The 23,614-nt window shown below is 33.1% G+C and carries 21 protein-coding genes; 12 read left to right on the forward strand and 9 right to left on the reverse strand.

What is annotated here, in order from left to right; translation table 11 throughout:
- The 4 genes from Q0856_RS11595 to Q0856_RS11610 are packed head-to-tail and all read right to left on the reverse strand — an operon-like array spanning position 1 to position 3,456.
- Entirely contained in the window at positions 1-960 is a 960-nt protein-coding gene (locus Q0856_RS11595; protein WP_298475709.1) for a TIM barrel protein, read from the reverse strand.
- Between the two features lie 23 nt (positions 961-983).
- Positions 984-1,544 carry a D-lyxose/D-mannose family sugar isomerase gene (locus Q0856_RS11600; RefSeq protein WP_298505166.1) on the reverse strand — a complete coding sequence of 187 codons (561 nt, stop codon included), beginning with the start codon at positions 1,542-1,544 and terminating at the stop codon, positions 984-986.
- 15 nt (positions 1,545-1,559) lie between these two features.
- On the reverse strand, positions 1,560-2,828 hold the full coding sequence (locus Q0856_RS11605) for an MFS transporter (RefSeq protein WP_298475715.1): 1,269 nt from the start codon (positions 2,826-2,828) through the stop codon (positions 1,560-1,562).
- Complete coding sequence (locus Q0856_RS11610) at positions 2,821-3,456, reverse strand: GntR family transcriptional regulator (RefSeq protein ID WP_298475718.1); 636 nt, start codon at positions 3,454-3,456, stop codon at positions 2,821-2,823. Before Q0856_RS11610 ends, Q0856_RS11605 begins: the two co-directional genes overlap by 8 nt.
- Positions 3,457-3,648: 192 nt before the next feature.
- Between Q0856_RS11610 and Q0856_RS11615 the strand changes: the two genes are divergently transcribed.
- Both Q0856_RS11615 and Q0856_RS11620 read left to right on the forward strand, forming a co-directional pair.
- A complete protein-coding gene (locus Q0856_RS11615; RefSeq protein ID WP_298505170.1) occupies positions 3,649-5,028 on the forward strand; it encodes an MFS transporter in 1,380 nt (459 codons plus the stop codon).
- Between the two features lie 3 nt (positions 5,029-5,031).
- Positions 5,032-7,410, forward strand: coding sequence for an amylo-alpha-1,6-glucosidase (locus tag Q0856_RS11620; RefSeq protein WP_298505173.1), 2,379 nt, complete (start codon positions 5,032-5,034; stop codon positions 7,408-7,410).
- A gap of 73 nt (positions 7,411-7,483) precedes the next feature.
- Here the strand turns inward: Q0856_RS11620 and Q0856_RS11625 are convergent, their stop codons facing one another.
- Positions 7,484-9,121 carry a hypothetical protein gene (locus Q0856_RS11625; RefSeq protein ID WP_298505176.1) on the reverse strand — a complete coding sequence of 546 codons (1,638 nt, stop codon included), beginning with the start codon at positions 9,119-9,121 and terminating at the stop codon, positions 7,484-7,486.
- 164 nt (positions 9,122-9,285) lie between these two features.
- A complete protein-coding gene (locus Q0856_RS11630; protein WP_298505178.1) occupies positions 9,286-9,933 on the reverse strand; it encodes a rhomboid family intramembrane serine protease in 648 nt (215 codons plus the stop codon).
- A 59-nt stretch (positions 9,934-9,992) separates the two neighbouring features.
- Here Q0856_RS11630 and Q0856_RS11635 point away from each other — a divergent pair, with 59 nt between their 5' ends.
- On the forward strand, positions 9,993-10,880 hold the full coding sequence (locus Q0856_RS11635; RefSeq protein WP_298505180.1) for a lysophospholipid acyltransferase family protein: 888 nt from the start codon (positions 9,993-9,995) through the stop codon (positions 10,878-10,880).
- 131 nt (positions 10,881-11,011) lie between these two features.
- Here Q0856_RS11635 and glmM read toward each other — a convergent pair whose 3' ends face one another.
- Positions 11,012-12,400: a phosphoglucosamine mutase gene (gene glmM, locus Q0856_RS11640; protein ID WP_298505183.1), complete on the reverse strand. Its 1,389-nt coding sequence runs from the start codon at positions 12,398-12,400 to the stop codon at positions 11,012-11,014.
- Between the two features lie 95 nt (positions 12,401-12,495).
- Between glmM and Q0856_RS11645 the strand changes: the two genes are divergently transcribed.
- The 5 genes from Q0856_RS11645 (at position 12,496) to Q0856_RS11665 (ending at position 17,578) form a co-directional block, all read left to right on the forward strand.
- Positions 12,496-13,080 carry an acyl carrier protein phosphodiesterase gene (locus Q0856_RS11645; RefSeq protein WP_298475739.1) on the forward strand — a complete coding sequence of 195 codons (585 nt, stop codon included), beginning with the start codon at positions 12,496-12,498 and terminating at the stop codon, positions 13,078-13,080.
- A gap of 47 nt (positions 13,081-13,127) precedes the next feature.
- Positions 13,128-14,813, forward strand: a complete 1,686-nt coding sequence (gene ggt, locus Q0856_RS11650; RefSeq protein ID WP_298475742.1) for a gamma-glutamyltransferase — start codon at positions 13,128-13,130, stop codon at positions 14,811-14,813.
- A gap of 217 nt (positions 14,814-15,030) precedes the next feature.
- Positions 15,031-15,741 (forward strand): hypothetical protein, encoded by a 711-nt coding sequence (locus Q0856_RS11655; protein ID WP_298505186.1) that lies wholly within the window; start codon positions 15,031-15,033, stop codon positions 15,739-15,741.
- A gap of 265 nt (positions 15,742-16,006) precedes the next feature.
- Positions 16,007-17,101, forward strand: coding sequence for a histidinol-phosphate transaminase (locus Q0856_RS11660; protein WP_298505188.1), 1,095 nt, complete (start codon positions 16,007-16,009; stop codon positions 17,099-17,101).
- A gap of 195 nt (positions 17,102-17,296) precedes the next feature.
- Entirely contained in the window at positions 17,297-17,578 is a 282-nt protein-coding gene (locus Q0856_RS11665; protein ID WP_298475753.1) for a pyrimidine/purine nucleoside phosphorylase, read from the forward strand.
- A 3-nt stretch (positions 17,579-17,581) separates the two neighbouring features.
- On the opposite strand, the gene Q0856_RS11670 is transcribed toward Q0856_RS11665, so the two are convergent.
- A complete protein-coding gene (locus Q0856_RS11670; protein ID WP_298475756.1) occupies positions 17,582-18,343 on the reverse strand; it encodes a LexA family transcriptional regulator in 762 nt (253 codons plus the stop codon).
- A 104-nt stretch (positions 18,344-18,447) separates the two neighbouring features.
- Between Q0856_RS11670 and Q0856_RS11675 the strand changes: the two genes are divergently transcribed.
- Both Q0856_RS11675 and Q0856_RS11680 read left to right on the forward strand, forming a co-directional pair.
- The gene (locus tag Q0856_RS11675) at positions 18,448-18,639 is read left to right on the forward strand and encodes a hypothetical protein (protein WP_298505191.1); all 192 of its coding nucleotides are present in this window, start codon (positions 18,448-18,450) and stop codon (positions 18,637-18,639) included.
- Between the two features lie 2 nt (positions 18,640-18,641).
- Positions 18,642-19,403, forward strand: coding sequence for a TIGR03915 family putative DNA repair protein (locus tag Q0856_RS11680; protein ID WP_298505194.1), 762 nt, complete (start codon positions 18,642-18,644; stop codon positions 19,401-19,403).
- A gap of 8 nt (positions 19,404-19,411) precedes the next feature.
- On the opposite strand, the gene Q0856_RS11685 is transcribed toward Q0856_RS11680, so the two are convergent.
- A complete protein-coding gene (locus Q0856_RS11685) occupies positions 19,412-19,939 on the reverse strand; it encodes a hypothetical protein (protein WP_298505197.1) in 528 nt (175 codons plus the stop codon).
- A gap of 122 nt (positions 19,940-20,061) precedes the next feature.
- On the opposite strand from Q0856_RS11685, the gene uvrA reads away from it, so the two are divergent.
- Together uvrA and Q0856_RS11695 are read left to right on the forward strand one after the other, a co-directional pair.
- Complete coding sequence (gene uvrA, locus Q0856_RS11690; protein ID WP_298505199.1) at positions 20,062-22,896, forward strand: excinuclease ABC subunit UvrA; 2,835 nt, start codon at positions 20,062-20,064, stop codon at positions 22,894-22,896.
- Between the two features lie 31 nt (positions 22,897-22,927).
- Entirely contained in the window at positions 22,928-23,614 is a 687-nt protein-coding gene (locus tag Q0856_RS11695; protein ID WP_298475771.1) for a TIGR00730 family Rossman fold protein, read from the forward strand.

The raw sequence follows: 23,614 nt of genomic DNA on the forward strand, positions 1-23,614 counted from the left end.
TTATAGTCTATAAATTTCTTTTCTTACTAATTTCATTAAATCCATATGCTTTTCCTCTTGCATTAATCTTCTATACTTATCCCTGTCTAAGTTTTCTACAATATTCCAGATAGCCATATTCATTTCTGCATGCTCTGTAAAAAAGCCTACCATGTCAAAAATTCTTGGTGATGCATCTGCTGTAAAGTATTTATTGTATCCAAATTCTTTAGCATAAAAGAAAAATTCAACTGTATGCAAAAAATTCCTTGAACCACCTATTAAATCCCAGTCGAACTGCCAATCGTTATCATTTGTATGTAAATAATAATCTACATTAGACTGTTCGCACATTGCTAATACCTCTGCTGGGTTTTCTTTAGCTAAAAGAGAATGACCAAAATCTATGGTAATACCAGTTCCTGTGTTTTGTACTTCTTTCAAGAATACGATGGTTTTTGCACAACTATCTAAAAAGCAATTAACCCTTGTTTCATTTATTTTATATTCTACAAACAATGGCATTTCTGGTTTGTAATCTGCTGCTTCCGCAAAGGCATCAATCATATGTTTCCATCCTTTTTGATAATCTACCTGGAATAAGTTATCGTACCCATCGGATAATGGGCAACAAGTAACTAATGGGGCACCAACTGTTATAGCATAGTCCTTAGCGTCTTTAATCAGCTGAACAGCATCGTTTCTTAAATCTACATCTGGTCTTGATAATGCGCCCGGAACCCATTTAGTTTCTTTTTTAATGTTTGCATTTACAGCAGCGAATTCTAATCCCATTTCATTAACCAGAGCTTTTGTACTAGCTGCTTCTTCAGTCTCGTATGGGTATACAATTTCGATTCCAGTAACTCCCTTTATTTTCTTAACGGTTTTTAAGCGTTCCTTAAGTGCTGTTGGCTTTTGGTATTCCGAAAATCTGTCTTGTGTTTTGCTTAAAAAAGCTGTAATTATGCTTTGTTTCATTCTTTTCTAAATTGTTTTATTCTTTAATATGCTTTAGAAGGCTCTCCTTCTATAACAGTTTCTCTTATTATATTTGGGTCTGTAAATTGATCATTTAAATCAGTAACAGTAGTGGAAAATGAGTACATTACTGCACCTTTTTCACCTGCCTGAAACCAATGTTTTGTACCTGCTGGTAGTACTAATTGGTCACCAGGCTTTAAATGGACTTCATTTCTCATAGTATAGCAATCCTCTTTTCCTTCGACGATAAAACCCTTCTCTATGGTACTCTCTCCAGGTATATAGAAATATAAATCTCCGCTTATAGCTCTAATAACCTCTTCTTTTCCTGGATCATCGCCCACTGTTGGGTGCCAGTGTTCGGGCTCCGTTTGATAAGGAAGTAACACTAATATTTTTCCAGCAATCCTATTCGTTTGAAACATTGTTAATATTTGTACGCCTTCTTTTTTTATTTGACTTAAACCAAAATCTGCGGCAGTCATTTTTTCTTTGTCTTCGGCAGTAAGTAATAAGCCTGATGCTTCAATCATTTCGATGGATTTTTGGCATACTTCCTTAAATTCTTCCAGTTGTATCATTATATAAATCTTAATTTATTTCGTTAATTGTAAAGGTTTGTTCGGTTTTATAGCTAGCCACATCGGAATTGCCATTAAATTTAACAAGGCCGCTAAAAAGAAAAATGGAGTATTAGAACCTGTGTAGGCCACCATATACGGAAAGGCTAATGCTGTAAAAAATGAACCTAAATTACCTGCCATATTCATAGTTCCACTAACTACTCCGGAATATTCTTTGCCAATATCTAAGCAGGTAGACCATGAAGGACTTAGGGTCATATCTGCTCCAAATACTGCTAAGGATATAAAAATGATGGCCCCTGTCACATTTTCCATATATATACTAGCAACTACTCCTACTGCTGCAAGAAAAAAACCAATAATAGCCGGCACTTTTCTTGATAAACTTAATTTATTGCCCCTATATATATAATCAACTAACCACCCCGAAAACCAATTACCTAAAGCTCCAAATATGAATGGTGCAGAAGAATAAAATCCTGCCTCTACTATATCTAAATTGTATTTTGCTCTTAAATGAGGAAATAACCACGTAAGACAAAAGAAGAATGTAAAATTGCTACTAAAATATTGCCCCATAATTAACCACATAGTACGGGACCCAAACATTTTTTTAAAAGAAATTGGCTTTTTGTTTATATTATTTTCTAAAGTATTGTCCTTTATTAATTGTAACTCCTTCTCTGAAAAAGAGCCATGCTCTTCTGGGGCATCTCTAAACCACCAATACCAGATAATGGCCCACAATACACCTATTCCTCCAAGAATAACAAAACTCATTCTCCAACTTGTCAAATCTATCAACCATGCAACAATTGGCAAGGCAATAGCAGCACCAATCCTTCCTCCTGAAAAATTAATTCCATGAACCAGTCCCCTCTCTTTAACAGGAATCCAATTAAAAACTGCTCGTGCCATGCTCGGGAAAGCTCCTGCTTCTCCTACTCCGAATAAAAACCTTACAGTTACAAGAGCAACAAAATTGTATACTGCACCCGTTAAAGCTGTGAAAATGGACCAAATAGCAACTACTCCAGTAAGAACTTTTCTAACACCATGTTTATCTGCTAAATAACCTGAAGGAGTTTGAAACAAAGCGTACCCAAGAGCAAATATGGATAATACCCAGCCCATCTCCTTATCCGTAAGCGATAAATCTTGTGCCACAGGATCTTTAGCTACAGAAATTAGAATTCTATCGAACAATACTATCATAGACAAAATAAATGTTCCAAATACCATGCGATATCTTACCGGAAAAAAAGATACAGTCTTACTCATTTATATTTTTTAGTATCAATTGTTTAGATATATCCAAATGAGATTTCAATAGAGTCTCTGCCAAATCAATATCTTTTTTCTCAATGGCATCAATAATTTCTACATGTTCTATTAGCGTCTCATCCGCAGGGCGCAATAAGCCAATAATATCTATACATACTAATAAATTACCTTGGTTAAATATTTTTTGAAGAAAAGAATTTCCACAATTGCGAATAATGTAATCATGAAACTCCGCATCTGCTTGTTGGTAATGATGTTCATCAATTTCTCCTTCTAAAAATGGATTAAAAAACTCCTTTAATGTTGTGATTTCTTCTGAAGAAGCTCTTTCTGCAAATAATCTAATTGCCGTTCCTTCAAGTGCCATTCTACAATCATAAATTTCAATCACTTCTTTATCATTAAATTCCTTAACAATTACCCCTTTTCTAGGTATGGATTCAACAAGACCTTCTCCTTCTAACATCTGAAGTGCAGAACGCAAGGGAGTTCTACTAATTCCAAGTTCATCTGCTAGTTTATCCTGAACAATTTTTTGCCCTGGTTTTAGCTCCTTTGACATTATCATAGACCTCACTTTTACATAAGCTTGGTCACTTAATTCATTGTTAGAAATCTTATACATGTACAAATATATTTTTTGAATACCGTATACGAAAGTAACCAAATTTATTTAAAATACAAATATTAATATGTGTTATTTTTAATATTACTGCTAAATTTATGATGATTATATTTAAATTTGAATTAAATATTAACAATTACGTAATTTGATTTATTTTGCTACATTTGCCAAATAATCAAAAATTCAAGCAAAATGAATGGTATTAAAAATAATGATGAGAGAGATTATTTTACTCCTATTAAACTAAAAGAAAAACTAGGTTACGGTCTAGGTGATTTGGGTTTTAATTTTTATTGGGCAAACATTTCTGCTTTTTTATTAATTTTTTATACCGATGTTTTTGGTATCTCCGCAGCAGCAGCAGGAACAATGATGTTAGTTACACGAATTGTAGATGCTTTTACTGACCCAATAATGGGTGCTATAGCCGATCGTACTAAAACACGTTACGGTAAATTTAGACCCTACTTATTATGGGGAGGCCTGCCTATGGCCGGAGCAGCCGTACTCACTTATACTACCCCAGATTTGGGAGATGGAGGTAAACTAATATGGGCATATGGAACCTACACCTTAATGATGTTAATTTACACTATTATAAGTGTGCCGTACTCCGCTTTATCTGGAGTAATAACAGCCAGAAGTCAGGATAGAACAGAATTAATTAGTTTTCGATTTATTGCAGCATTTACGGGCACCACTTTAGTAAATTTTTTCACCCTAGATTTAGTTGAAATTCTTGGAAATGGAGATGAAACTTTAGGATGGCAGTATACTATGGGGCTATATGGAATTTTAGCTGCAGTACTTTTTGGTATAGTATTCGCGACTACAAAAGAACGTATTACTCCTCCTGTTCAACAAAAAACTAAAGCAATAAACGATTTAAAGGATTTATTAAAAAATCGCCCTTGGATGGTACTTTTTGCTTTGGCACTTATAATTATGATTACAATTACTATGAGAGCAGGAGCTTCTATTTATTATATAAAATACTATGTAGGTAAACCAGATTTAATAAAGTATTTCTTAACTGCTTATGGGCTTGCCTTAGCAGCAGGAGCTTCTATTACTCCGATATTAACAAAATTTATTGACAAAAAATATCTCATGATTTTGCTCATGAGCACCACAGGTGTTTTATCTATTCTTTTCTTTTTTGTTCCTAAAGATTCTATTTGGTTAATGTTTTTAATTCATATTTTAATCGGCCTAACTTTAGGGCCTAAATCTCCATTAGTATTCTCTATGTACGCAGATACTGCTGATTATACGGAATGGAAAACTGGAAGAAGAGCTACGGCAATGACATTTTCAGCGGCAATATTTTCACAAAAATTGGGTGGCGCGTTAGCTTCATTTGGTATTGGAGCCGTTTTAGCCACAATGGGATATGTAGCAAATGAAGCCCAGACAGATGCTACGCAAACTGGCATATTAATAACTATTAGTATTGCCCCAGGAGCAGTTGCACTACTCGCTGCTTTTATAATGCGTTACTATACTTTAGATAACAATACCCTAGAAAAAATACAAACCGAATTAAAAGAAAAAAAAGCAATACAACAATAGTCTATGATTACATCTGTAAATAATGGAGAACGAATAGAATTAAATTCGCCTATAAAAATGCCAAATGCTTCGGCTTTTTTATGGAATAAAAAAATGATGATACACATGAATTGCCGTGGTTATGCGGTTTCTCAATTCATGCAGCCAGAACCAAGTAAATATGCTTATTCTCCTAATTTAGAAGCAAAAACTTTTATGCAGCCAGAGCAACCATATTATGCACATCATCCTGGGAGGTTTTTTTATATTAAAGATGAAGAAAACAAAACTCTTTTCTCAGCTCCACATGCTCCAGTAAGAGCAAAAGTTGATAGTTACATATTTTCAGCAGGAAAAAATGACATATCATGGGAAATTAAAAAAGACGGCTTACAGGTTAAAATGAGTTTGAGTTTAGCAAATGATGAAGCCATAGAACTATGGAGTATTACTGTAAAAAACACAACATCTAAACCAAAAAAAATTAGCCTTTACCCCTATTTTCCAACTGGATATATGTCTTGGATGAACCAATCCGGAATATTCAACAAAGATTTATGTGGTATTGTATGTTCTTCTATTACACCTTATCAAAAATACCAAGAGTATGAAAATATTAAAACACTAAAAGACAAAACCTTTTTCCTTGCAGATACTACACCTAATTTTTGGGAGGTAAACCAAGCTTCTTTTGAAGGGGAAGGTGGTCTTGAATATCCTACTGGAATTAGCGCAGAAGAGTTATCAAATGGTGATGCTTGTTATGAAACACCAACTTGCGCTATGCAATATAGATTAAATTTAAAAGCCGAAAATGAACAAAGTTTTAGGTTTTTATTTGGCCCTGCAAATAATGAAGAGGAAATAGAATTCATTCGTAAACGTTATTTTTTAGACATCGACAAAAACAATATAAACGGTTTTCAAAAGTCCTTAAAAGAATACAAATCCTATATTGCTCACGGTACGGGCTGCATAAACATTAAAACCCCTGATAAAACATTAGATGACTTTGTAAATAACTGGTTACCAAGGCAAGTATATTACCACGGCGAAACCAATAGACTAAGTACAGACCCACAAACTCGCAACTATTTACAGGATAATATGGGGATGAGCTATATTAAACCAGAAGTTACAAGACATGCTATTCTTACTGCTTTAAGTCAACAAAAGAAAAGTGGAGCTATGCCAGATGGAATATTAATTCATAAAAAGGCAAAATTAAAATACATAAATGAAGTGCCACATACAGATCATTGTGTTTGGCTACCAATATGTTTAAAAGCATATTTAGACGAGACTAATGATTATAAAATATTAAAAGAACGCGTTTCTTTTTCTGATAGTAGTGTAAAAAGCACGGTAACCGAACATATTAACCTAGCCATGCTATGGTTATATGAAAATCGTGATGAAAGAGGACTAAATTATATTAACCAAGGCGATTGGTGCGACCCTATGAATATGGTTGGTCCAAAAGGAAAAGGGGTTTCCGGATGGTTATCTTTGGCAACTGCATATGCCCTGAATACATGGTATGAAATATCTTTAAAAAATAAAAGTATCGACCCTGAAATGGACTTTTCTTTAATGGCTAAAAATGTCAAAAACGCAATAAACACTCATTTATGGGATGGTAATTGGTACGCAAGAGGAATTACAGATAATAATGTAATTTTTGGTATTAAAAAAGATAGGGAAGGTAAAATCTTTTTAAACCCGCAAAGTTGGGCATTACTTAGTGGCTGTGCTGACGAGGAACAAAGTAAAAAAATAATTAATGCAGTAGAAAATGAATTAGAAACTCCGTATGGAGTAGAAATGCTTGCTCCTTCTTATACTAGCATGCGAGAAGATATTGGCCGAGTTACACAAAAATATCCAGGGTCTGCAGAAAACGGATCTGTATATAACCATGCTGCTGTATTTTACATTTTTGGTTTATACTCCTCTGGGAAAAAAGAAAAGGCGTATGAATTACTCAAAAAAATGATTCCTGGGCCAAACGAAAAAGATTATATTCAAAGAGGGCAATTACCATTATTTATACCCAATTATTATCGCGGAGCATTTAAACAATTTCCAAGAACTTCTGGTCGATCTAGTCAACTATTCAATACTGGAACAGCTAGTTGGGTTTATCGCTGCCTTATTGAGGGGTTATTTGGTCTTGTTGGCGATATAAAAGGTTTAAGGATATCTCCAAATTTACCAAATCATTGGGATAAGGTAGAAATTACAAGACAATTCAGAGGTGCCACGTTTTATGTTAAAATAAATCGTGAAAAAGAAATTACAGAAACAATGATATCTGTAAATAACAAATTATTAGAAGAACCCATTATTAAGAATATAAAACCAATTGATTATACCGTAAAAGTTAGTATTCCAATAGCATAAACTTTAAATGTAAAAGCCCTAAACATATATATGTTTAGGGCTCTTTTGTTATTGATATATTGTTCTTCAAATACTAGAATTTATCCTTAACGTCTTTAAATTTTCCTTCTACAGTTACGTTTCCAGATTTTTTAACGTCACCAAATATATTTACTACAGAGTCTTCTCCAATAAATTCTATTGTAGCTCCATCATTAAGAACTAAATCTCCATAAATGGTTAAGTTACCCTCTACTCTAAGCTTAGCACCAGAATTAACATTAATATTTCTTTTTCTATTGTTTCTACCAACAACGAATGTCCCATTCATCTCAAATAAAGCATTGGAATTAATATTCACACCTTCTTTAACCGTCCAGGATCCACATAAAAGTAAATCTCCACCAATATTTACACTATTAAATCTTTTAGAACCTCTATAAGATAATGTTTGATTAGCGTTTACATTAAGGTTAGAACTACCACTATAAGAAGATAATTCTGAACAGCGAGTAGCTAAGCTTTCATCTGGTTTATTTAATTTTATAATTTGTAAACCTTCTTTTCCAGAAGCCGCAAAAACATAGTCTCCTTTTGTTGTTACATAATTTACAGAACCTTCTAATTGAATAATACCAACCAAATCTGTATTATCATTTTGTTCTTCTGACAAGCATAATCCTGCACCCCCATTTGCCATTAACAAAACATCCTCATTAGTTGCAACTGCATTTGTAACAACATCTCCATTATCTACTCCATTAGGATTAATTAATATTGGAATGTATTCTTTTAAAGCTCCAGTTGCAATACTATATACTCCTGCTCCTTTTGCTCCTTCGGCAACTACAATATTATCTCCAGAAAAATCTAACGTTCTTTTAGTATTTATACCAAAATCACTGCTTATTGCAATTGCATTAACAACGTTTAAATTTTCATCTAAAACATGAATTCCTTGACTAGCATCTAAAACTGCAATACTATTTGATTGTACAGCTACAGAACGCAAATCCATAAATGGAGTTTCGTTTTGAACTTCTAAAGTGTTTTTGTTATAAACTGATAATGTTCCTTCTTGACCACTTGTTACCAATATAGAATTTCCATTAACCGCCACATCAGTAGCGTTATATCCTTCTTGAAAAGCATATGTAATACCAGCAACACTGAATTTCCCGTTAGAAGCTGATATTTTCCCTAAAAAAGAGTTACTTGTAGCTCTTACTGAAGTTTCCGAATCTACACCTCCAACAAAATACACATATCCATTAGCGTATTGTAAGGAATTTATATCTGCATTCGTATAATACAATCTTGATGTTACTCTAGGGGAATGCGGATTACTTACATTAATAATATCCATAGCTCCGGCATAACCATCTTCGACGGTGTTGTAGGATACATAAGCATAATCTCCGTCTAAAGAGACATGAGATGCTGTAAGGTTCGTAGAACTACCACTAGACGGTACATCTACCTGAGCTACCAAAGTTAAAGGGTAATCTCCTGCCAAATCTGCTTTAGCCGCTAAGCCCGATTTTCCAGACAAAGTAGCTTCATCCATAATGTCTAGAACACCTGCGTTGTCATAAACAATACTGTTTTCTAGAGCTTGTTCATTTTTTTCTATTGAAATGTCATCTTGAGTTTCGCTATATACAGTAGTTTCATCTGTACAAGCAGTCATTAAACCTAAAAAGGCTAATACGTAAAGGGGGGTCTTTTTCATAAAAGTAGGTTATTTGTTGTCAGATTTGGGTTCTAACTCAACGTCAAAAATACTCTTTAGGTATAAAGACCTTCCATATTTTCGACGAAATACACTTTACCTTAGTTTTTTTACGTATTACTATAGATATCAAGATATAAGAAAACCCTAAAAAAGGGAACTAATTATATTTTTCCTCTTTTTTCCATTATAAAAAGAATAATAATAGGTATTGCCAAAAGAACAACCATTAGTGTTTCTGTAAAGATCAAATTAGGTGCAAAAATTAATGTAGTAACATAACCACCTATAGCGCCACCAAAGTGCGCAGTGTGACCAATATTCCCTACTCTATTTTTCATTCCGTAAATAGAATATAATAAATATCCAATTCCAAAAATATAAGCAGGAATTGGTATTATAAACATAAGACCAAGCATCATATTCGGTTGTAAAAGAATAGCTCCATACAAAATGCCTGTTACAGCTCCACTTGCTCCTACAGCAGAATAATAAGGTTCATCTTTATGAAAAAAAAGAGACAATAAACTTCCCGCAATAAGACTTATGAAATATAATAATATAAACTTAATTGGTCCAAAATAAGATATTATCACATTTGCAAAAAAATACAACGTAAGCATATTCATTAATAGATGTCCAATATCTACATGTAAAAAACCAGAAGTAACCAATCTTTCCTTTTGCCCAGCTTTTATAGGGCCTACACCAAACTTATAACGTTGAAAAAAATGGGAATCCTCAAAACCTTTAAATGAAACTATAATATTAGCCGCAATAACAGCTATGGTAACCAAATGAAGATTGTTCATAAAGCATAATTTAATATACCTTTCAAATATAACTATATTTGCCCATTATAATATAGAATATGCAATTCCTTGTTTTCATTTTAGCGTACCCTCTACTATGGATAATTTCCAAGCTTCCTTATAAAGTTTTTTATCTATTTTCTGATATTGTTTATGTGATAATTTATAGGATATTCGGGTATAGAAAGAAAGTAGTGCGAGCAAACTTAACTTTAGTATTTCCTAAAAAAACCGAAATAGAAATAAAAAGTATTGAGAAAAATTTCTATAAACATATGTGCGATATGTTTTTAGAAATGGTAAAAACAATGAATCTTTCCAAGGAAGAAGTAAAAAAAAGGTACCATGTTACCAATATGGATGTTTTAACCAATATCTTAAAAGACAAAAGCATTATAGTTGTATGCGCCCATTATGCCAATTGGGAATGGAACGTCAGCATGAACAACTATATTAAAGACAAAGGTTATGCTGTTTATCAAAAAATAAGCAATCGCTATTTTGACGCTTGGATAACAAAAACAAGAGCGCGCTGGAACACTACTCTAATAACACAGGCTGAAACGGTAAAAACAGTAATATCTAACACCAAAAAAAATATTAAATCTGTTTATGGTATGGTAAGCGACCAATCCCCTATGGTTCATAAAGGTCAATACTGGACAGAATTCATGGATATTAAAGTTCCTATTTTTAATGGAGCTGAAGCCTTGGCTAAAAAACTTGATCTTGCAGTAATTTTTTTAAAAGTTTCTAAAACAAAAAGAGGGTATTATAGCGCCGAATTTATTCCAATAACTAAAAACGGAAAAGAAACAGAAAAAAACGAAATAACGAATCAGTTTTTAAGATTAACAGAACAACAAATAAAAGAAAAACCAGAACACTATCTTTGGACGCATCGAAGGTGGAAGCACAGAAATAGAGTTCCAAAAGAATTTCTATAAAAACTATTCCCAACACCATTATTTACTCCGCAATACTAAATTTATGTCTAATACGTAATAGGCATATTACAAAAAAAAAGAGGCTACCCAATGTAAGATAACCTCTTTTTTATAATAAGATTAATTTAGATTTATAGACCAGCAACTTCCTTAATTTCACCGATAATTTTATCTGCTAAATTGTCTGCTTCTGCCTGGCTTTTAGCTTCTGTATATATTCTAATAATTGGTTCTGTATTAGACTTACGAAGGTGCACCCAGTTTTCAGAAAAATCTATCTTAACCCCATCTATTGTAGAAATTTCTTCTCCATCATATTTTTTAGCCATAGCAACTAAGATACCATCCACATCTAAATCTGGCGTTAGTTGTATTTTCTTTTTGCTCATAAAATAACTAGGATAACTAGCTCTCAATTCAGCAACTGTTCCTCCTTTTTCAGCCATAAGCATTAAAAACAAAGCAGTTCCAACTAGAGAATCTCTACCATAATGACTTTCTGGATAAATAATACCTCCATTACCTTCGCCACCAATAATTGCATTGTTAGCTTTCATTTTGGTAACCACATTTACTTCTCCAACGGCAGCAGCTTCATAAGTTCCCCCATGTTTCTGAGTAATATCTCTTAACGCTCTAGAAGATGATAAATTAGATACCGTATTTCCTTTTGTTTTTCCAAGAACATAATCCGCACATGCTACCAAAGTATATTCTTCTCCAAACATCTCACCATCGTTACTAATAAAAGCTAAACGATCTACATCTGGATCTACAACAATTCCGAAATCTGCTTTTTCTTTTACAACTAAATCACATATATCTCCTAAATGCTCCTTTAGCGGTTCTGGATTATGTGGAAAATGACCTGTTGGATCACAATACAATTTAACTACTTCTACTCCTAAAGCATTTAATAATTTGGGGATAGCTATACCTCCAGTAGAATTTACACCATCTACTACTACTTTAAATTTTGCCTTTTTAATAGTATCTGCATCCACCAAAGGTAAATCCAAGACTTCATCAATATGTATATCTATATACGCATCATTTTTAACTATAGTACCTAAATCATCTACTTCAGAAAAACTAAATTCTTCTTTTTCTGCAAGTTCTAAAATAACTGCTCCTTGGGCGGCATCTAAAAACTCTCCTTTTTCGTTTAAAAGCTTTAGAGCATTCCATTGCTTGGGATTATGACTAGCAGTTAAAATAATCCCTCCATCTGCTTTCTCTATTGGAACAGCAATTTCAACTGTTGGCGTAGTAGATAGATCCAAATCTATTACATCTATGCCTAATCCGGTTAATGTAGAAACTACAAGATTCTGAATCATTTCTCCAGATAATCTTGCATCTCTACCAATAACTACCTTTAATTTTTCTTTTTTAGAATATCCTTTTAACCAAGTACCGTAAGCGGCTGCAAATTTTACAGCATCAATAGGTGTTAAATTATCTCCTGGTTGTCCGCCTATAGTTCCTCGGATTCCTGATATTGATTTAATTAGTGTCATATGCTTTATAAAAGTTTTTGCAAATATACAGGACTATTCCTTATCTTAACTTTTACAATTCGTAAATTCGACCTTAAGAAAACTTCCATCGTCCTATGAACTTTTTAGCTCACATTTATTTGTCTTTTGGTGATAAAGAAATTACTATTGGAAATTTTATTGCAGACAGTATTAGAGGAAATAAATTCAACCATCTACCGGAAAGAGTACAACAAGGCATTCAATTACATCGGTCTATAGATACATTTACAGATAGCCATGCCATCCCTAAAATTAGTAGTAAACGGCTTCATAAAAACTATAGTCACTACAGCAGAGTTATTGTAGACATTTTTTACGACCATTTTTTAGCAAAAAATTGGAAGAAATACTCCAATATACCTCTCGATATTTTTGTAGATAATTTTTATGATTTATTAGAGGACAATTACGAAATACTACCTGATGGTGTTAAACGAATGATGCCTTATATGATTAGTGACAATTGGATATACAACTACTCTAAAATGGAAGGTATTGACCGTGTTTTAAATGGAATGAATAGGCGGACAAAAAATAAATCTAAAATGAATTTTGCAATTTTAGATCTAGAAGAACATTACGGCAAATTTGAAGAGGAGTTTACATTGTTTTTTGAAGAACTTATTACTTTTTCTAAACAAAAATTTATTTCTTTATAAGGACTTATTTAAAAAACTGATTATCTAAAACTTAACTCTATTTAATTTTGAAAAAAATATATCTACTATTATCAATTATACTTTTAAATATAAATTGTAAAAAAAAATCTCCCACCCCAACTGGTTTAGTTTCTAAAAACGCCATGGTTGTTTCTGCCAGAGAAGAAGCTTCCAAAATTGGATTAGACATACTTAAAAAAGGAGGCAATGCTTTTGATGCTATGGTAGCTACAGAAATGGCCTTAAATATTGCATACCCCTTTGCTGGTAGCATAGGAGGTGGTGGCTTTATGGTGTATAGAAAAAGTAATGGCGATGTTGGCAGTATTGACTATAGAGAAAAAGCCCCTTTATCCGCGCAAAGAGATATGTATCTAGACTCTTTGGGTAATGTAATTCCGGGGAAAAGCACACTAGGAGCAACAGCAGTTGGGGTGCCCGGTGGCATAGCAGGATTAATACAAGTACACAAAAAATTTGGAAAACTCCCTCTAAATGAGATTTTGAATCCCGTAATTGCGCTAGCCGAAAACGGGGTAATTGTTACAGAAAAACAAGCAAAACGTCTAGATAATTATAGAGATAAAATTATTGAAGTAAATGGCGACAGCACTTTATTTGCTCAAAAATTCGTTGCTGGTGATACTATAAAATACAAAGCCTTGGCAAAAACTATACGAATAATTGCAGAACAAGGTCATGATGGATTTTACAAAGGCGAAGTGGCCAAAAAATTAGCCACATTTATTCAAGAAAATGGTGGATACGTAACCGAAAAAGATTTAGCGAAATATCAAGCAAAATGGCGCCAACCGGTTATCTTTAAATATAAAGACTTAAAGGTAATTTCAATGAGTCCACCTAGTAGCGGTGGTGTTACTTTGAATCAGATTTTTAGTATGATCGAGCCTTACAATATTTCTGAATACGGACACAACTCTACAAAAGCCATACAATTGTTTACAGAGGCATGCAGAAGAGCCTATGCGGATAGAAATTATTTTCTAGGAGATCCTGACTTTGTTGATATCCCCTTAGATGTTCTATTAAGTAAATCTTATTTAAAAGAGCGAATGGAAAATTTTTCTCTTGACAATGCCACAAAATCATCTGATGTAGAAAGAGGAAATATACAAGTTGTTGAAAGTATGGAAACCACCCATTACTCTATAATAGACCAAGAAGGAAATGCTGTTTCGGTGACAGAAACACTAAATGGAGCATACGGTTCTAAACTTTTTTGCGATGAACTTGGTTTTTTTCTGAATAATGAAATGGACGACTTTAGCGCTAAAGCTGGTACACCCAATATGTTTGGGCTAATTGGTGCTGAGGCAAATAGTATTGTTGCTGAAAAACGTATGTTAAGTAGCATGACACCTACTTTAGTTGAAAAAGACGGAAAACTATGGATGGTAGTTGGTAGTCCTGGGGGCTCTACTATTATTACTGCAGTTGCACAAACCATTTTAAACACCTACGAGTTTAATCTCAGTATGCAAGAGGCTGTGGATGCACCGCGCTTTCATCATCAATGGTTGCCAGATGTTATTGTTTTTGAACCCAATGGGTTTTCAAAAACTTTAAAAACTGAATTAAAGAGTAAAAATTATATAATAAATGAAAAACGCACTCCAATTATTGGTAAAGTGGATGCAATCCTTGTCTTACCAGATGGCAGATTAGAAGGAGGTGCCGATAAAAGAGGAGATGATACCGCTGTTGGATTTTAATCGCAGTACTATCCCTCTTTTGAGTTTTATATCCTAGTTGCTTAGGTTAAAAAAAAAAAAAAAATGGAATATCCAAATGTAATACCACCGACCCTTGGGTTAATGTTATTTACTCGATAATCGAGATTTAAATGCTCTGACGCTTGCGTTGAAATTAATGCTAATTTTCCTTCTAATGCCTCGTGGGCTTGCCCTGAGGTTGTTTACTAAAAAAAAAATGCAGTTACTTAAAAAACTTGGGAAGTTTATTTGCTATGCTTTTTCTATTATCGTTTTAGGAAGTGGGATTGCTTACATCATCTACAACAAACCTATTCCTAAAGGGGAAAAAGGTACAAAAGCAGATGCTTTGGCCAGAAAAATGTTGCATACCATCCATCAAAAAGATTTTGCTAAAACCCGTTATCTAGAATGGTCATTTAATAGCGGCTCTCATCAATATAAATGGAATATAGCAAAAGAAATTGTAACTGTACAGTGGAAAAGCAACCTTGTTACATTACACCTATCTAACCCAGACAAGAATAAGGTTATTGTTAAGAACAAAAGCATAAATATCTCCGAGAAAAATATACTAGTAAAAAAGGCTATTGCACATTTTAATAATGATTCGTTTTGGCTTATTGCTCCATTTAAAGTATTCGACAAAGGAACAGAAAGAAGCATCGTAATATTAGAAAATGGAGAGGAAGCTCTTTTAGTCACCCATACCCTTGGAGGCTCAACACCTGGAGACTCGTATCTATGGAAATTAGAACCAAATGGCTTACCAAAATCTTTCCAAATGTGGGTAAAAATAATCCCTATTGGAGGGATAGAAGCAACTTGGGATGATTGGAAAAAAATGCAAAATGGAGTATTATTACCAACGAAACATAAAATTGGACCAATAACCCTAAGCATGGGAAATGTAAAGGCACTTCCATAATTTCCCTGGTCGCAAAAAGAATGATTGAAGACGTTGTTGTACAGAAGAAATTTAGAAGTAAAGGAAATGATTTAACTAGAGAACTACCTATTAGAAAAAGCCACAAATAGTAAACTTACGGAAATGCTGTAAAAACTATAAATCAATAATTTACAACTCCTTTCCATTTTTAGTTGTTATGCATTTACTGTAACTTGTATGTAGCTATATTACAGCTACATACGAATAATCTTCATGATTTAATGAACAATCTAAAAACAAGCTTATGAACAATCGAAGAAATTGGATCAAAGAAACAGGATTGGGAATATTAGGGATGTCTCTAGGAATAAACATCAATGCCCAAACAATTACAAAAGAACAACCAAGTAATTCGGACTCAATGACTCTATTGGGTCTAAATGAAAATCCATATGGCCCATCGCCAAAAGCTCTAATAGCAATGCAAGAAAGTATTAGTAATGCTAATAGATATGCATTTAAAACAACTACCGCTCTAATAAATGCTATTGCTAAAAAAAATGAAGTTACCCCTGAGAATGTTTTACTTGCTCCTGGCTCTACTGAATTATTAGATTTAACTTTTCAATTAACCTCCCAAAATAAAGGCAGTTATATAATAGCAAACAATACTTTTGATTATTGGACGTCCACAAAAACAGATAGTGAATTTAAAAGAATTCCTATCCCTCTTACAAAAGACAAAAAACACGATCTAAAAGCAATGTTTAATGCCATTCAAACAGATACTAAACTAATTTACATTTGCAATCCAAATAACCCGACTGGGACTATTTGTAATAGAAAAGAGCTACTCTCTTTCATTGAAAAGGTAAGCGAAAAAGTAATGATTTTAATTGATGAAGCGTATATTGATTATACAGAAGAAGAATCATTGGGCAATCTTGGTATTACAAATAAAAACGTAATTATAACTAAAACTTTTTCTAAATTACATGGATTGGCCGGAGCTCGAATTGGTTATGCAATTGGCCATACATCAACTATCAAAAAATTAAAAGAACTAAAATCTTGGCCTAACGGAAACCTTAGTTTAATTTCAATGGCAGGTGCCCTAGTATCTTTACAAGACCATGCTTTTACAGAAAAAGTAAAAAAATTGAACATAGAAGCGAAAGAATACACAATAAAAGAGTTTCAAAAACTAAAGATTACTACTATTCCTTCTTATACCAATTTCCTATATTTTTCTTTGGAAAATTACCCGAAAGACTATTTGCAACAATTAGCATTAAACCGTATAAAAGGCAGCAGAATTTATGAAGAAAATGGAAAATGGTCACGAATAACTATTGGTAACATAGAAGAAATGAAAATATTAATAAGTGCATTACAATAGGTTTCATTAAATAAGAAGTAAACCAGCTCATAAAGAACAAGAAAAATTAATTTGAAGCTTATTTTTATTTGCCTCCAAGCTGGCAATATTTAAAAGTTAATTATTAAGTAAAACACAAAATTTAACTCCTTTGTTAATCATACTTTTCTAATAGAAATTCTATATACTTTTGTCTTTCACGTAAAAATTAATAAAATGTTTAAAACCAATTCTTATTTTGATGACAAAGTACTTTCTATTGCATTTGATTCTGATGAAGGGAAAGCTACAGTGGGTGTTATGGCGCCTGGAGAATACACTTTTGGCACCAATTCTAAAGAATACATGACCGTAATCTCAGGTATAATGGAGGTACAATTACCGGGAAGTACAGAATGGAAAACTTACAAGCCCTATGAAATGTTTGAAGTAGAAGCCAATGAATCTTTTCATGTAAAAGTAAGCGTAGACACTTCTTACAAATGCATTTATAAGTAAATTTTAGCTATTTACCTTTTTCATCTGACTCTTTAACTCTTCCATAGATTCTTGTAGTTGTTTTAGCAACCCTTTTTCAGTAGTAGCATCTACACCAAAGGTTATTTTGCTATTCACTTCCCATATCTCTTGGATTTGAAAAGGCTCAATATCATAAGGAGGATAGGATTCGTTCAAAGATACTAAGGTTACATTATCTGAATTAGGCTTTCTAATTACTTTCTTAACTAAAACAGCATCTTGTAATACCACAACGTATATTTTATTAGGATTTATATCCTCTATACTTTCTGTAGCCTTAGCCAATACCCATTCTCCAGATTTTAAATTAGGTAACATGCTATCCCCTTCTACCTGGAAGCCCCTATAAGTAGCGTTTCTAAACTCCGGTAAGGGCAAATCAAAAGCAGGTAACTCTTTATACCAGCTGGTATCCTCTATATTCTGGGGATAACCCGCAGCTGCCTTAGCGTTTACAAGAACCATATTATCATTCTCCGAAGAATCTACCGTAACCACTTTGGGAATAACACTACTAGCAGATGTTTCTATATACTGCTGTGGACTTTCCCCGAATAACCATAATGGATTAATTTTATATTGCTTCAACAACTCTACAACTACTTTACCAGACAATTTTGTTCTACCCCTTTCTATATCCGCTGTAGTGTTGGATACTCCTATTTGTTTAGCAAACTCAGATTGTGTAAAACCCAATTCTCTTCTTAAATCGGTAAAACGTTTTAAAATAGCCTCATTTTCCATAATTCAAATATACGTAATTAGGATTATTTCCAAAAATATTTATGGATTATTTCCATAATTAGGAATTATTCCATATTTTTGGATTAATTACAGAAATAGGTATTATGATTTTTGAAGAACTACACTCTAAAATATACGCAATAGCAGCAATAAGCGATGAGGATACATTTATGAAAGTAATTCCAAGAAAGAATAAAAGAAACTTCGGATTTGGAAATATTCCAAAAAACGACCGTACTCGATTAAATAAAAAGACTATAAGTACAAAAGCAATTCAATTATCCTTATTCAATTAATTATGGAAGAAACCAAAACATTAATTTACGACGGGAGCTTTAATGGGTTTTTAACGGCAATTTATTATGCATTTGAAACAAATAAAAGTGGTATTATAATTCAAAAAAAAGGTGACAAACCATCTGGAATATTTTCTAACTCATCCATTATTTTTACAGACATGAGAAAAGCTCAAAATGTTTGGAAAACAATACAGAATAAAAATAACGCAGCCATTAAAAACATTTATTTTGCCTTTCTAAGTGAAAATAAAAATATAGAGAACCAGCTTTATTTATATATAAAAAATCTCTTTAACCCATATATAGCATCTCAAATTGGCTATTCCATTGTCATTCAAATTAAATTGGAAAATACTGCTCTTAGGGTTGCAAAAGAGAAAAAATATTTAGAAAAATCTATTGAATTTCAATTGTCCAAGGACCAAATTCTATTTTCAAATATTTCTCCAAATAACGATGTCTTACCTCTGATATCCAAATACTTTAGGACAAGACATAACTCAAAATTTTGGTTAATATATGATGTAAAAAGAAACTATGGTATTTATTATAATACATTCGGCATTGAAACTATCTCAATAAATACAAACCAAATATTGGAGTATAAAACAAACAATAATATTGGTAAAACTAAAAAAATACCAGAGTTAAACAATTACTTTCAATTAAATGATATAAATACACTGGTGTTAAATAAATTGCATAATGAAAGTTCATTTAATACTTTAAGTGATATAAATGTTAAAAACATTGCTATTTAATAAGCGACTTACTTGCTTTTATCTCCCACAAAGTGGTCACTTTTATTATTAAACAAAACATTAAATGTGGTTAAGCTACCATAAATTCTTGTTAAATACTGTTGCAAATCTACCTTCTCTTGGTCGTCCAAATTTTTACTAGAGTTGATTTTTTGCTCCATGACCCTAATTCTATCTCTGACCATTACAATTTTATGAAAAAAAGTAGCAATAGGAATTTCTTTATTAGCAAGATTAATATCTCCAGGTTGCAAAATTAAAGTTCCTTTTTTCCATTTATCCGCTATCGGGCTAACAGAAGAAGCATCACTCCATTTTCGTAATATAGAAACTAAAGACTGCTCAACCTCAGAAAAACTAATGCTATCCACTTCATCCTCTACAGCTTCAATAACCTCAAAATTAGCATCTATAGAAATGGTTTCTAAGCCAGCATCTATAAATGTTACCCAATACAATGATGAGGTAACGTTAGTAACCACACCTTTACCATACTCTTTATGGTGTATTCTTGACCCTATTCCTAAAATCTTCATTTTTATATGTACATTATTTTAAAAGGCGAATTTATAACTATACAAGGAATTAACAAAAATCTAAATTAAGGCACCTTCTTTATTAATTGCCAAAACAGTAACTTTGCAACTTTGCTATAAAAATGATAAACTACGAGGAAAATATTGAAGTTAAAGGTGCTAGGGCGCATAACCTAAAAAATATTGATGTTACTATACCCAGAGAAAAATTAGTTGTAATCACTGGTTTATCTGGTAGTGGCAAATCTTCCCTAGCTTTTGATACTATTTATGCCGAAGGACAACGTAGATACATAGAAACATTCTCGGCATATGCCCGTCAATTCCTAGGAGGCTTGGAACGTCCTGATGTGGACAAAATAGATGGCCTATCCCCTGTCATAGCAATTGAACAAAAAACAACTTCTAAATCTCCACGATCTACAGTAGGCACTATCACAGAAGTCTATGATTTTTTGCGACTTCTTTTTGCCAGAGCTGGTGATGCATACAGCTATGTAACTGGAGAAAAAATGGTTAGTTATAACGACAATCAAATTAAGGAATTAATACAGCTAGATTATGCGGATAAGAAAATTTCTATTTTATCTCCTATAATTAAATCTCGTAAAGGCCATTACCGAGAACTTTTTGAACAAATAGCTAAACAAGGTTTTGTTAAGGTTCGGGTAGATGGAGAAATAAAGGATATTGTAAAGGGCATGAAAGTAGATCGCTACAAAACTCATGATATTGAAATTGTAGTTGACCGTCTTAAAATTAATGAATCGACCGATTTAGATAAAAGACTTACGGAAACTATTAACACTGCTATGTATAGCGGCGAAAATGTTTTAATGGTTTTAGAAGAAGGCCAAGCAGAACCTCGTTATTTTAGCCGAGACTTAATGTGTCCTACTTCTGGAATTTCGTATCCATCCCCCGAACCAAATACATTTTCCTTTAATTCCCCTAAAGGAATGTGTAAATACTGTAGCGGTCTAGGGCATGTTTTTGAGGTTAATGAAACCAAAATATTTCCAGATAAAAAATTATCTATAAAAGAAGGTGGCATTGCCCCTCTTGGCCCATACAAAAACTCTTGGGCTTTTAAACAAATTGACACTATTGCTCAGCGTTATAATTTTAAAATTACTGACCCCATAAACAAGCTACCAGAAGATGCCTTGGAAATCCTTTTGCACGGGGGCAAAGAAAGTTTTGAGGTTGAATCTAAAACATTAGGCGTAAAACGGAACTATAAAATAGACTATGAAGGTATTTCTAACTTCATTAAAAGTCAGTTCAAAGAAGCCGAATCCACTTCTATAAAAAGATGGGCTAAAGAATATATGGACCAAATTGAATGTCCAACTTGCGATGGTTCTCGGCTACGAAAAGAATCATTAAACTTCAAAATAAACGAGAAAAACATATCCGAACTTTCTAATCTAGATATTTCCGATTTAGCAAAATTCTTTAAAGGATTAACAAAAAAATTAGAAGCAAATCAACTAATCATTGCTGATGAGATTATTAAAGAAATCAAAACTAGAGTCCAGTTTCTTTTAGATGTTGGTTTAGACTACCTTTCTTTAAACAGAAGCTCTAAAACTCTTTCAGGCGGTGAAGCGCAGAGAATACGTTTAGCTACTCAAATAGGCTCCCAATTAGTAGGAGTTTTATATATATTAGATGAACCAAGTATTGGCTTGCACCAAAGGGATAATGTTCGTCTTATAAAGTCTCTAGAATCTTTAAGAGATATTGGAAACTCTGTAATTGTTGTAGAACATGATAGAGATATGATAGAAAGAGCAGACCACGTTATTGATATTGGCCCCAAAGCCGGAAAACATGGTGGGCAAATAATTTCCGAAGGAACTCCAGATCAACTAAAAAACCACCATACTCTTACTGCCGATTATATCACAGGTAAAATAGAAATTGCGGTTCCTAAAAAACGTAGAAAGGGTAATGGAAAAAAAATACAACTCAAAGGTTGCTCAGGAAACAATCTTAAAAATATAGACGTCGAATTTCCTTTGGGTCAAATGCTAGGTGTAACAGGTGTTTCTGGTAGTGGAAAATCTACACTCATTAATGAGACTTTATACCCTATTATGAATGCCCATTATTTTAATGGCGTAAAAGTTCCAATGCCTTATAAAAAAATAACGGGTCTAGAACACATTGATAAAGTCATAGACATTAACCAATCTCCAATAGGCAGAACTCCAAGGTCCAATCCAGCAACATACACAGGCGTTTTTAGTGAAATACGGTCTTTATTCACAAAAACAACGGAAGCTTCTATTCGTGGATACAAACCTGGAAGATTTAGTTTTAATGTAAAGGGGGGGCGTTGCGAAACTTGTCAAGGTGGTGGACTTAAAGTTATTGAAATGAACTTTTTGCCGGACATCTATGTAGAATGTGAAACCTGTAATGGCAAACGTTTTAATAGAGAAACTTTAGAAGTACGCTACAAAGGTAAATCCATTGCTGATGTTCTGGAAATGACGATTGATGAAGCGGTTGATTTCTTTTCCCCTATACCTAAAATATACAGAAAACTAAAAACCATACAAGATGTTGGTTTAGGTTACATTTCCCTAGGACAGCAATCCACCACTTTATCTGGTGGAGAAGCACAACGTATAAAGCTTGCCACCGAACTATCTAAAAGAGATACAGGGAACACATTTTATATATTAGATGAACCCACTACTGGTCTTCATTTTGAAGATATTAGAGTTTTAATGGAAGTTTTAAACAAATTAGCAGACAAAGGTAATACCGTATTAGTAATTGAACACAATTTAGATGTTATTAAAATGGTGGATTATATCATAGATATTGGTTATGAGGGTGGTAGAAATGGAGGAATGGTCGTATCCAAAGGAACACCTGAACAAGTTTGCAAAGATAAAAAAAGCTATACTGCACAATTTTTAAGAAAAGAATTAGGTTTATAAACCGTTATATAAAATATATAGTTAAAAAAATATGAGAAAAGAACAACATCCTAAAGGCTGGAATGAAATAAAAACGAACGACTCTTGGGCTCTATTTAAAATAATGGGCGAATTTGTAAACGGTTTTGAAAAAATGAGCAAAATAGGTCCATGCGTTTCTATTTTTGGCTCTGCAAGAACTAAAGAAGATAATAAATACTATCAATTAGCAACCAGTATAGCTAAGAGTATCGCGGAAGCTGGTTACGGCGTAATAACAGGTGGTGGTCCAGGAATTATGGAAGCTGGTAACAGAGGAGCTCATTTGGCTGGAGGAACTTCCGTAGGTCTTAATATTGATTTACCGTTTGAACAGCACGACAACCCATACATAGACGGAGATAAAAGTTTAGATTTTGATTACTTCTTTGTTCGCAAAGTAATGTTCGTAAAATATTCGCAAGGTTTTGTTGTAATGCCAGGCGGCTTTGGTACCTTAGATGAGCTTTTTGAAGCCATAACTCTTATACAAACCAACAAAATAGAAAAATTTCCGATTATTTTAGTAGGAAGCCAGTTTTGGACTGGTTTAATAGAATGGGTAAAGAACACTATGCTAACCGAAGGAAATATTAGCCCTAACGATTTAGATTTAATAAAAATAGTAGATACAGAAGAAGAAGTAGTTGCTATTATAGATTCCTTTTATAAGGGTCGTTCTCTTAGTCCTAATTTTTAA

Source organism: uncultured Maribacter sp., from assembly GCF_947496775.1.
Taxonomy (GTDB): Bacteria; Bacteroidota; Bacteroidia; order Flavobacteriales; family Flavobacteriaceae; genus Maribacter_B.

Coding starts and splice junctions, on each gene's coding strand:
- Q0856_RS11695 (WP_298475771.1), top strand. CDS start 22,928: ATGAGAAAAGAACAACATCCTAAAGGCTGGAATGAAATAAAAACGAAC.
- Q0856_RS11645 (WP_298475739.1), top strand. CDS start 12,496: ATGAACTTTTTAGCTCACATTTATTTGTCTTTTGGTGATAAAGAAATT.
- Q0856_RS11670 (WP_298475756.1), bottom strand. CDS start 18,343: ATGGAAAATGAGGCTATTTTAAAACGTTTTACCGATTTAAGAAGAGAA.
- Q0856_RS11595 (WP_298475709.1), bottom strand. CDS start 960: ATGAAACAAAGCATAATTACAGCTTTTTTAAGCAAAACACAAGACAGA.
- Q0856_RS11600 (WP_298505166.1), bottom strand. CDS start 1,544: ATGATACAACTGGAAGAATTTAAGGAAGTATGCCAAAAATCCATCGAA.
- uvrA (WP_298505199.1), top strand. CDS start 20,062: ATGATAAACTACGAGGAAAATATTGAAGTTAAAGGTGCTAGGGCGCAT.
- Q0856_RS11665 (WP_298475753.1), top strand. CDS start 17,297: ATGTTTAAAACCAATTCTTATTTTGATGACAAAGTACTTTCTATTGCA.
- Q0856_RS11675 (WP_298505191.1), top strand. CDS start 18,448: ATGATTTTTGAAGAACTACACTCTAAAATATACGCAATAGCAGCAATA.
- Q0856_RS11655 (WP_298505186.1), top strand. CDS start 15,031: ATGCAGTTACTTAAAAAACTTGGGAAGTTTATTTGCTATGCTTTTTCT.
- Q0856_RS11680 (WP_298505194.1), top strand. CDS start 18,642: ATGGAAGAAACCAAAACATTAATTTACGACGGGAGCTTTAATGGGTTT.
- Q0856_RS11610 (WP_298475718.1), bottom strand. CDS start 3,456: ATGTATAAGATTTCTAACAATGAATTAAGTGACCAAGCTTATGTAAAA.
- Q0856_RS11605 (WP_298475715.1), bottom strand. CDS start 2,828: ATGAGTAAGACTGTATCTTTTTTTCCGGTAAGATATCGCATGGTATTT.
- Q0856_RS11685 (WP_298505197.1), bottom strand. CDS start 19,939: ATGAAGATTTTAGGAATAGGGTCAAGAATACACCATAAAGAGTATGGT.
- Q0856_RS11615 (WP_298505170.1), top strand. CDS start 3,649: ATGAATGGTATTAAAAATAATGATGAGAGAGATTATTTTACTCCTATT.
- Q0856_RS11635 (WP_298505180.1), top strand. CDS start 9,993: ATGCAATTCCTTGTTTTCATTTTAGCGTACCCTCTACTATGGATAATT.
- glmM (WP_298505183.1), bottom strand. CDS start 12,400: ATGACACTAATTAAATCAATATCAGGAATCCGAGGAACTATAGGCGGA.
- Q0856_RS11625 (WP_298505176.1), bottom strand. CDS start 9,121: ATGAAAAAGACCCCCCTTTACGTATTAGCCTTTTTAGGTTTAATGACT.
- Q0856_RS11620 (WP_298505173.1), top strand. CDS start 5,032: ATGATTACATCTGTAAATAATGGAGAACGAATAGAATTAAATTCGCCT.
- Q0856_RS11630 (WP_298505178.1), bottom strand. CDS start 9,933: ATGAACAATCTTCATTTGGTTACCATAGCTGTTATTGCGGCTAATATT.
- Q0856_RS11660 (WP_298505188.1), top strand. CDS start 16,007: ATGAACAATCGAAGAAATTGGATCAAAGAAACAGGATTGGGAATATTA.